Origin of the sequence: Nonomuraea basaltis, from assembly GCF_005893125.1 — a bacterium.
Lineage (GTDB): Bacteria > Actinomycetota > Actinomycetes > Streptosporangiales > Streptosporangiaceae > Nonomuraea > Nonomuraea basaltis.
On record NZ_VCJS01000360.1, the window covers coordinates 1 to 8,637 of the forward strand.

Annotated in this window: 9 protein-coding genes; 6 read left to right on the forward strand and 3 right to left on the reverse strand. The window is 70.6% G+C overall.

The features are described from left to right. The first annotated feature begins 105 nt into the window (after window positions 1-105). The gene (locus EJK15_RS65110) at window positions 106-1,257 is read left to right on the forward strand and encodes a cytochrome P450 (RefSeq protein WP_138720233.1); all 1,152 of its coding nucleotides are present in this window, start codon (window positions 106-108) and stop codon (window positions 1,255-1,257) included. Here EJK15_RS65110 and EJK15_RS65115 read toward each other — a convergent pair. Beyond that, window positions 1,214-2,452 carry an FAD-dependent monooxygenase gene (locus EJK15_RS65115; protein ID WP_138720234.1) on the reverse strand — a complete coding sequence of 413 codons (1,239 nt, stop codon included), beginning with the start codon at window positions 2,450-2,452 and terminating at the stop codon, window positions 1,214-1,216. The two genes, EJK15_RS65110 and EJK15_RS65115, sit on opposite strands and share 44 nt — an antisense overlap. An 84-nt stretch (window positions 2,453-2,536) precedes the next feature. On the opposite strand from EJK15_RS65115, the gene EJK15_RS65120 reads away from it, so the two are divergent. After that, window positions 2,537-3,064, forward strand: coding sequence for a TetR/AcrR family transcriptional regulator (locus EJK15_RS65120; RefSeq protein WP_138720235.1), 528 nt, complete (start codon window positions 2,537-2,539; stop codon window positions 3,062-3,064). On the opposite strand, the gene EJK15_RS65125 is transcribed toward EJK15_RS65120, so the two are convergent. Beyond that, window positions 3,061-3,513 carry a GyrI-like domain-containing protein gene (locus tag EJK15_RS65125; protein WP_138720236.1) on the reverse strand — a complete coding sequence of 151 codons (453 nt, stop codon included), beginning with the start codon at window positions 3,511-3,513 and terminating at the stop codon, window positions 3,061-3,063. The two genes, EJK15_RS65120 and EJK15_RS65125, sit on opposite strands and share 4 nt — an antisense overlap. Before the next feature lie 97 nt (window positions 3,514-3,610). On the opposite strand from EJK15_RS65125, the gene EJK15_RS65130 reads away from it, so the two are divergent. Continuing rightward, on the forward strand, window positions 3,611-5,050 hold the full coding sequence (locus tag EJK15_RS65130) for a GuaB1 family IMP dehydrogenase-related protein (RefSeq protein WP_138720237.1): 1,440 nt from the start codon (window positions 3,611-3,613) through the stop codon (window positions 5,048-5,050). 4 nt (window positions 5,051-5,054) lie between these two features. Here EJK15_RS65130 and EJK15_RS65135 read toward each other — a convergent pair whose 3' ends face one another. Continuing rightward, entirely contained in the window at window positions 5,055-5,810 is a 756-nt protein-coding gene (locus EJK15_RS65135; RefSeq protein ID WP_138720238.1) for an SDR family NAD(P)-dependent oxidoreductase, read from the reverse strand. A gap of 77 nt (window positions 5,811-5,887) precedes the next feature. Between EJK15_RS65135 and EJK15_RS65140 the strand changes: the two genes are divergently transcribed. From EJK15_RS65140 to EJK15_RS73870, 3 genes are all read left to right on the forward strand, one after another. Then, window positions 5,888-6,262 (forward strand): FKBP-type peptidyl-prolyl cis-trans isomerase, encoded by a 375-nt coding sequence (locus tag EJK15_RS65140; protein ID WP_138720239.1) that lies wholly within the window; start codon window positions 5,888-5,890, stop codon window positions 6,260-6,262. Between the two features lie 261 nt (window positions 6,263-6,523). Further along, the gene (locus EJK15_RS65145) at window positions 6,524-8,047 is read left to right on the forward strand and encodes an ATP-dependent DNA ligase (RefSeq protein ID WP_138720240.1); all 1,524 of its coding nucleotides are present in this window, start codon (window positions 6,524-6,526) and stop codon (window positions 8,045-8,047) included. 330 nt (window positions 8,048-8,377) lie between these two features. Continuing rightward, the coding region (locus EJK15_RS73870) for a hypothetical protein (protein ID WP_206062190.1) at window positions 8,378-8,637 on the forward strand (260 nt) is incomplete at its 3' end.

Below are 8,637 nucleotides of genomic sequence, written 5' to 3' on the forward strand. Positions count from 1 at the left end.
CACCTCCTCGCACGCCGACAACGAGGCCACCCGCCTGGCCGACCTGTCCGGCTGGGGCCTGTCCCAGGAGGAGGCGGACAAGCTACGCAGCCAAGGGGTGCTCGCATGATCGACTTACTCGACGGCGACCTGTACGCCGCTGACCCTGCCCCCGTGTACGCCTGGCTGCGCGAGCACGCCCCGGCCTACCACGACGCCGCCAACGACCTGTGGGGCATCTCCCGCCACGCCGACATCTCGGCCATCGAACGCGATCCGAAGCTCTGGACCAGCACAGTCGGCTACCGCCCCCAACTACCGTCCGACCCGTCGATGATCGGCATGGACGACCCCGAGCACGCCGCCCGCCGCCGCCTCGTCTACCGCCGCTTCACGCCCCGCTACGTGCATGAGCGCTATGCCGGCCGCATCCGGGAGGTCGTCGTCGAGCTGATCGAGGGGGCGCTGGAGCGCGGCGCGGTTGACGCGGTGGCCGACCTGGCCGCGCCGCTGCCGGCCCGCATGATCGGCTGGCTGCTCGGGTTCCCCGACGAGGACTGGCCGCGGCTCAAGCACTGGTCGGAGACGACGATCGTGGCCGGCGGCGGGCTGCGCTACGTGACGCACGAGGCCGCGGTCGCGGCGGGCGAGTACGGGGAGGCCGTGCTGGCGCTGGCCGCCGAGCGCCGTACCCATCCTCAGGACGACCTGCTGTCCCTGTGGTGCGCCAGCCCCGACTACGACGACGAGCACCTGGCGAACGAGGCGCTGCTGCTGCTCGACGGCGGCGCCGAGACCACCAGGACCGTCATCGCCACGGCCATCGACGCGCTGATCCGCCACCCCGCTCAGTGGCGGCTGCTGCGCGAGGACCGGACGCTGATGGAGGGAGCGATCGAGGAGTTCATCAGGTGGACGACGCCGATTCTGAACATGTGCCGCGCGGCCACCCGCGACACCTGGCTGCACGGTCAGCTCATCTCTGAGGGGCAGCAGGTCCTGCTCATGTACGGGTCGGCGAACCGGGATCCCGAGGTGTTCGCCGAGCCGGACGTGTTCGACGTGGCCAGGAAGCCGGGCGGGCACATCGCCTTCGGCCTGGGCACCCACTTCTGCCTGGGCGCCGCGCTGGCCAGGCTGGAGCTGCGGATCTTCTTCGAGGAGTGGCTCGACCGGGTGCGGGAGGCGGCCTGGGCCGACGATCTCGGCCCGCGAATCCTGCCCAACGCCTTCGTCAGGGGCGTGACGTCCTTCCCTGTCGAGCTCCGGCCGCGGTGAAGGCCGAGTAGTCCTTCAGCGCTATCGAGTCGTGCAGGCGCACGCCCTTGCTGCCGAGCTTGGCGGCAGCCTTGGTCAGGCCGGTGGGCAGGTGCTCGACCAGCCACATCATCCGGGCCAGCGCCCACAGGTCGAAGCCGCTGCCGGGGACGATGCTCTTGGCCGCGTTGACGGCGAACGTGCGGCTGCGGCGCACGTAGTCGCCGATCTCCGCCTCGTAGGCCGGGAAGGCCCGCGTGTGGTCCCCGCCGTGCGCGGCCAGTTCCCCCGCCAGGATGTACGCCCCCACGACGGCCAGGCTCGTGCTGCCGCCGACGGCCGGCCCGGGGCAGTAGCCGGCGTCGCCCACCAGCGTCACCCGGCCGCGTGACCAGGTGTCCAGGCGCAGCTGGGTGATCGAGTCGAAGTAGAACGCGGGCGTGCGCTCCAGCTCCTCCAGGAGCCTTGGCACCTCCCAGCCCATCCCCTGGAAGCGCTCGCGGAGGAACTGCTTCTGCCTGGCCACGTCCCGGTGGTGGTAGTCGAGCCGCTCCGGCGTCCGGAACAGGAACACCGCGCGCGCGTCGTCCATGTGCGCGGCGCCCATGCCGGCCATCCTGCCGACCCCCGCGACGGCCTCCATGCGGCCGTCGAGGCCCAGGTAGTTGGGCACCGAGACGACGGCCAGGTAGGCGCCGATCCAGGTGGAGAACTGCGACTCGGGGCCGAAGACGAGCCCGCGCACGTTGGAGTGCAGGCCGTCGGCGCCGATCACCAGGTCGTAGCGGGCCGCCCGGCTGCTGTCGAACGTCACCTCGCCGTCGTCGGAGATCGAGGCGATGGAGTCGTCGAAGACGTACTCGACGTCGTCGCGGGTGGCGTCGTAGAAGATCTCGCTCAGGTCGTCGCGCATGATCTCGACGTGCCGGTCGGAGACGGCCGTCATGAGGCGGCCGAGCTCCAGCTCGATGGGCTTGCCGCCGCCCTCCCGGTGGACCGTGAGGTGCTCCAGGCCCGTCTTCTTGGCCACCACCTGCTCCAGGACGCCCATCTGCTCGACGATGTCCATCGCCGGCCGGAACAGGTCCACCGCGTGGCCGCCCGTCTTGCGCAACGACGGGGCCCGCTCCACGACGGTGACCTCGAAGCCGTACCGGTTGAGCCAGTAGGCGAGAGCCGGACCCGCCACGCTCGCGCCGGAGATGAGGATCCTCATGCCGACCTCCACTTACTTAACGGTTGGTAAAATCACGCTAGCACACGAACTTACTTAACGATAGGTAAGGGATAGTCTGGGCACATGCCACCGAGCGATACCAAGTCCCGCATCCAGGCCGTGGCCCGTGAGCTGTTCGTCCAGCAGGGCGTGCAGAACACGAGCCTGCGCGAGATCTCCGAGCGGCTGGGCATCACCAAGCCCGCGCTCTACTACCACTTCTCCTCACGCGAGGACCTGGTGCGCAGCATCGTCCAGCCGATGATCGAGGACGTCGAGCGGTTCGTGAGCACGCGGGAGCCCGGGGGCGACGCCCGCGAGCTGCTCGAGGACTACTTCGAGTTGATCTGGCGGCACCGCGAGGTGACCCTCATGATCGTGCGGGAGATGGCCACGCTGGGCTACACGGACCTGGGCCAGCGCATGTTCGACTGGCGGCGCCGACTGATCGTCCTGCTGCTCGGCCCCGACCTCACGCAGGCGCAGCACATCCGGGCGACGGTGGCGCTCGGCGGCATGGCCGACTGCACGGTGGAGTATGCCCACCTGCCGATGGAGGAGGTCAAGCCGACGGCCGTCGAAGCGGCGGCCGCCGCACTCGGACTGTCCTAGACGGCTACGTAGAGGTCCGCTCCCCCAGGGTGGTGCACTTCGAGATCCGTCGTGAACGCGCGCGACGGCGTGCCGCCCGACTCGGTGTGCTTCCACACCTGCTGCCACGCCTCGACGAGCGCCTGCGGCAGCTGGCCGCGGGCCTCCAGCTTCAGCGCCTGCCCGGCCGGCACGCGAACGGCCACCATGCCCTCCGGCAACCGCGGCACCGTACGCACGCCAGTGCCGACGATCTGCGTGTAGGCCCCGTTGTGGTCACTCTCGTAGTCGGTCAGCACGGCGTAGAGGTTCTCGTCGAGCCGGCCGGGCACGTGCGCGAAGGCCCCCGGCGCGCCCGCCCGCTGCCAGAGCTTGGGCAGTTTGGCCCGCGCCGGATCCATTTCATCGGCGTTGGTCGTGCGTACGACGAAGCCGACCACCGTCAGCTCGGCCCGTTCGATGATGTCCACAGGCCCTCCCTCCCCCAAATGTGTCCCGGCCGATCATAAGCCCCCGAGAAAGGGGGAAACCCCTTGTTGACGCTGTCACCACCTAAGATGGATGAACGTGAAGTTTCTCAATGACCTCGAGCCCTACCACGATCTCACCTACAGCGACGTGTTCATGGTTCCGTCGCGCTCATCGGTCGGGTCGCGGCTCGCAGTCGACCTGTCCACCAACGACGGCACCGGCACCACGATCCCCATCGTCGTGGCCAACATGACCGCGGTCGCGGGCCGGCGCATGGCCGAGACCGTGGCCCGGCGGGGTGGCATCGCCGTGATCCCGCAGGACATACCGCTGGACGTCGTGGCGGACGTCGTCGACTGGGTCAAGAAACGCGACCTCGTCCACGACACGCCGCTGACGCTGACCCCGCACGAGACCGTCGGCGAGGCGCTGCAGCTGCTGCCCAAGAGGGCGCACGGCGCGGTCATCGTGGTCGACTGGGAGAACCGGCCCGTCGGCGTCGTCACCGAGGCCGACTGCCAGGGCGTGGACATGTTCGCGCAGCTGTCGAACGTCATGTCGAGCGAGCTGCTGACGCTGCCCGCCGGGCTCGACCCGCGGACCGCGTTCGACCGGCTGCACGAGGGCCGGCACCGGCTGGCGCCCATCGTCGACGAGAGCGGGCGGCTCGTCGGCATCCTCACCCGTACGGGCGCCCTGCGCGCCACCCTCTACCAGCCCGCGGTCGACGCCGGGGGCCGGCTGCGCATCGGGGCGGCCGTCGGTGTGAACGGCGACGTCGCCGCCAAGGCCAAGGAGCTGCTCGAGGCCGGGATCGACTGCCTGGTCGTGGACACCGCGCACGGCCACCAGGAGAAGATGATCTCGGCGCTGCAGGCCGTCAGCGCCCTCGATCCGGGCGTGCCCGTCGCGGCGGGCAACGTGGTGACCGCGGCCGGAGTGCGCGACCTGGTCGACGCAGGGGCCGACATCCTCAAGGTCGGCGTGGGCCCGGGCGCCATGTGCACCACGCGGATGATGACCGGCGTGGGGCGGCCGCAGTTCTCGGCCGTGCTCGAATGCGCCGCCGAGGCCCGCCGCCTCGGCCGGCACGTGTGGGCGGACGGCGGCGTGCGCCACCCGCGCGACGTGGCGCTGGCGCTGGCCGCCGGGGCCTCCAACGTGATGATCGGGTCCTGGTTCGCGGGCACGTACGAGTCGCCCGGCGACACACGCACGGACGCGGACGGGCGCAAGTACAAAGAGAACTTCGGCATGGCCTCCGCGCGCGCCGTGCGGCTCAGGACGGCCGAGGACTCGGCGTTCGAGCGGGCCAGGAAGGCGCTGTTCGAGGAGGGCATCTCGACGTCCAGGATGTACCTGGATCCGCGGCGGCCCAGCGTGGAGGACCAGATCGACGCGATCGTGGCCGGGCTGCGGTCGTCGTGCACGTACGCGGGGGCGTCGAACCTCGAGGAGTTCCACGAGCAGGCGGTCGTGGGGATCCAGGGCTCGTCCGGCTACGCCGAGGGGATGCCGCTGCACCAGAGCTGGTGATGCCTTACGTTCGCCGCCAGCCGCCGGCCGCGTTGATCCCGCCGTCCACGTGCAGCGTCGTCCCCGTGACGAACCGGGCCAGTTCGCCGGCCAGGAACACGGCCGCGCCCGCCGCGTCCCGGGGCTCGCCGAGGTGGCCGACGGGCGGCACGCGTACCGGGTCGTAGGGCAGCGGGCCGGCCAGCATGCGCTCGCGCACGCCCGCCTCGCCCTCGGTCGGCAGCGCGTCGGGCGCGATCGCGTTCACCCGGATGCCCCTGGGCGCCAGCTCCAGGGCCAGCGACTTCGTCAGGCTCTCCAGAGCGGCCTTCATCGCCGCGTACACCGCGAACCCCGGCGCCGCCTGGTGCGCCTCGCTCGACGTCACGTTGATGATCGACGAGCCGGGGGGCATCATCGGCAGCAGCCGCCGGATCATGCCGGTGACCTGCGTGAAGTTCTCCTCGATGAGGGTCTGCTCGCCGCGCGGCGAGGTGTCGGAGAACGCGGCGTGGAAGGTTCCGCCCGCGTTGTTGACCAGCACGTCGACGCGGCCCCAGCGCTCGCGTACGGCCTGGGCGAACGCCTCCACCGCCACCTCGTCGCGCACGTCGAGCGTCATCGCCAGCTCGGCGTGCGGCTTGTCGCGGTCGCAGGCTGCGACGTGGGCGCCGAACGCGGCGAACGCCTCGGCGATCGCGAGCCCGATGCCCCGCGCCGCCCCGGTGACGACGGCGACGTGCCCGGTGAGCAGGATGGCGTCGGGAGTAAGGGCGGCCATGAACGACGACGATATCCCGACCGCATAGAGTCGTCGGGTCCATTTCTCTTCGTCAACAATCGCAATTGGAGCACTTCGTGGCACTCGAGAAGCCCGAGATCGACTTCCCCGAGGGCAACCCGCCGGCCGACCTGGAGATCGTCGACCTGGTCGAGGGCGACGGCCCGGAGGCCAAGCCCGGCCACAACGTCAGCGTCCACTACGTGGGCGTCTCCTTCTCGACCGGGGACGAGTTCGACGCGTCGTGGAACCGCGGCCAGACGTTCGAGTTCCCGCTCGGCGGCGGGCGCGTCATCGCGGGCTGGGACCAGGGGGTCGCCGGTATGAAGGTCGGCGGCCGGCGCAGGCTCGTCATCCCGCCGCACCTCGGCTACGGCACCCGCGGCGCGCCTCCCCGCATCAAGCCGAACGAGACGCTCATCTTCGTCGTCGACCTGCTCGGCGTCCGCTGACGAACGTCGTGACCGTCAGCTGACGAGCTTCGTCTCCGTCAGCTGACGGACACCGGCCCGCCCGCCGTTCTCCCGCGGACGCCGGAACCCGGCCGCCGTTTCCCGCGGACGGTCCCAACCCGGGCGCCGCCCGCCGCGACCTGTCGTCATCCGGCGGGATCGTGGAGACGGAACCGGGGCAACGGAAAGCCGGGCGGACATGGCACGACACCGCACCGATATCGGGTACGGAATGTCGGCGCCGTGAGGCACGATAGGCGTGTGCTTCTGATCGACGTGGTCCGGGTTTCCGAGGCGGTGACACGCACGTCCGCCCGGCTGGGCAAGATCGGCCATCTGGCGGAGCTGCTGGGCCGGGTGGGCCCGGACGAGGCGGAGATCGCGATCTCCTACCTCTCTGGCGAGCTGCCCCAGCGGCAGGTGGGCGTGGGCTGGCGCACGCTGGAGGACCTGCCGCAGCCCAAGCTGGCCGCCACCGCCACGCTCACCACGGTCGACCAGATCCTGACCAAGATCAAATCTGTCTCGGGCCCCGGCTCGCAGGCCGCGCGCAAGGCCCTGGTGGCCGAGCTGTTCGCGGGCCTGACGAGCCAGGAACAGCAGTTCATGCGCCGGCTGCTGCACGGCGAGCTGCGCCAGGGCGCGCTCGACGGCGTCATGATCGAGGCGGTGGCCAAGGCGTCCGGCGCGCCGTCGGCGGACGTGCGGCGCGCGCTCACGTTGCGCGGGTGGCTGCCCGCCGTCGGTGCGGCCGCGCTGAGCGGCGGGGTGACGGCGCTGCACGCGTTCCGCCTCGAGGTGGGCCGGGCGGTCTCCCCCATGCTGGCCGGCAGCGCGCCCAATGTCGCCGCGGCCCTGGAGAAGGCCGGCACGCCGGCGGCGCTGGAGTGGAAGCTCGACGGCGTACGCGTGCAGGCCCATCGCTCCGGCTCCGAGGTGAAGGTCTTCACCCGTACGCTCGACGACATCACGCCGCAGGTGCCCGAGTTGGTCGAGGCCGTGATGGAGATGCCGTCAGAGGACCTGGTGCTGGACGGCGAGGTGATCGCGCTGCGTCCCGACGGCCGCCCGCATCCGTTCCAGGTCACGGCGAGCCGGGTCACCAGCAAGACCAACGTCGCCCAGTTGCGCGAGCAGACGCCGCTGAGCGTGTTCTTCTTCGACGCGCTGCGGGTCGACGGCGCCGACCTGCTCGACCTGCCCTATTCGCAGCGCCAGGAGGCGCTGACCCGCACGGTCCCGCAGGGCCTGCTGACGCCGCGGCTCGTCACGGGCGACGTGGCGGAGGCGGAGAAGTTCTTCACGGACGTGGTGAAGGCCGGCCATGAGGGGCTGGTGGTCAAGTCCCCGTCCTCTCCGTACGCGGCGGGCCGCCGTGGCGCCGGCTGGATCAAGGTCAAGCCCCGCCACACCCTCGACCTGGTGGTCCTGGCCGCCGAATGGGGCCACGGCCGCCGCGAGGGCAAGCTCTCCAATCTCCATCTGGGCGCCCGCGACCCGGAGGGCGGCTTCGTGATGCTCGGCAAGACGTTCAAGGGCCTGACGGACGAGCTGCTGGCCTGGCAGACCGAGCGCTTCCTCGAGCTGGCCGAGGGGCCCACGGACAGCTGGACGGTCAACCTCCGGCCCGAGCTGGTCGTGGAGATCGCCTTCGACGGGGTCCAGCGCTCCCCCCGCTATCCCGGCGGCATGGCCCTGCGCTTCGCCCGGGTCCTGCGCTACCGCCTGGACAAGCGCGTGGAGGACGCCGACACGGTGGACACGGTCCGCTCCCTCATGTTCTGACACTGACCGGGGATGGGCACCCATATGCCCTGACCCCGACGCGACTCAACCGCCGGATCCAGCCGATCAAGCCACTTATCCGCGTTTCCACGTTTCCCGGAAACCCGAAGATCGATGGTGGACGCTTGACGCTATGGGCGATCTCGCGACGTAAGTGATATATGTCACTGGATGTTCCATTAAGTTGTCTTTACCTCCTATTTGTCGCATATGTTCGTCCTCACTGCGCGGGAGCCCCTATCCCGCCGACGGATCGGCCACCGTACGCTCCCCAAACCCCACGGCCTGGCCTTTCCCTCCTCTATCCCCTAACTAGGACCGTGGTTTACCTTGGGCCTGCACTCCCAGAAGCCGTCCGCCTCCGGCAGGCGCCGTTGGACCGCCATAGCAGCGGGCGCCGCCGTCATCGCCACCGCCTCGGCCGCCTCCTGGGCCGCGCTCGCCAACGGCGACTCCCATGAGCGCGCCGCGACCCCGGCCACAGCCCCGGGTTCGATCGGCAAGCCCGCCGACACGGCCGGCGAGCCGGCGACACCCAACGAAGCCGCTCGCCAGTCCACCCCGAGAACGCCTGGCCCCTCAACCGCTTC

What these genes read in the sequence shown, in the direction of transcription:
- EJK15_RS65110 (WP_138720233.1), top strand. Translation starts at nt 106, where the DNA reads ATGATCGACTTACTCGACGGCGACCTGTACGCCGCTGACCCTGCCCCC.
- EJK15_RS65115 (WP_138720234.1), bottom strand. Translation starts at nt 2,452, where the DNA reads ATGAGGATCCTCATCTCCGGCGCGAGCGTGGCGGGTCCGGCTCTCGCC.
- EJK15_RS65120 (WP_138720235.1), top strand. Translation starts at nt 2,537, where the DNA reads ATGCCACCGAGCGATACCAAGTCCCGCATCCAGGCCGTGGCCCGTGAG.
- EJK15_RS65135 (WP_138720238.1), bottom strand. Translation starts at nt 5,810, where the DNA reads ATGGCCGCCCTTACTCCCGACGCCATCCTGCTCACCGGGCACGTCGCC.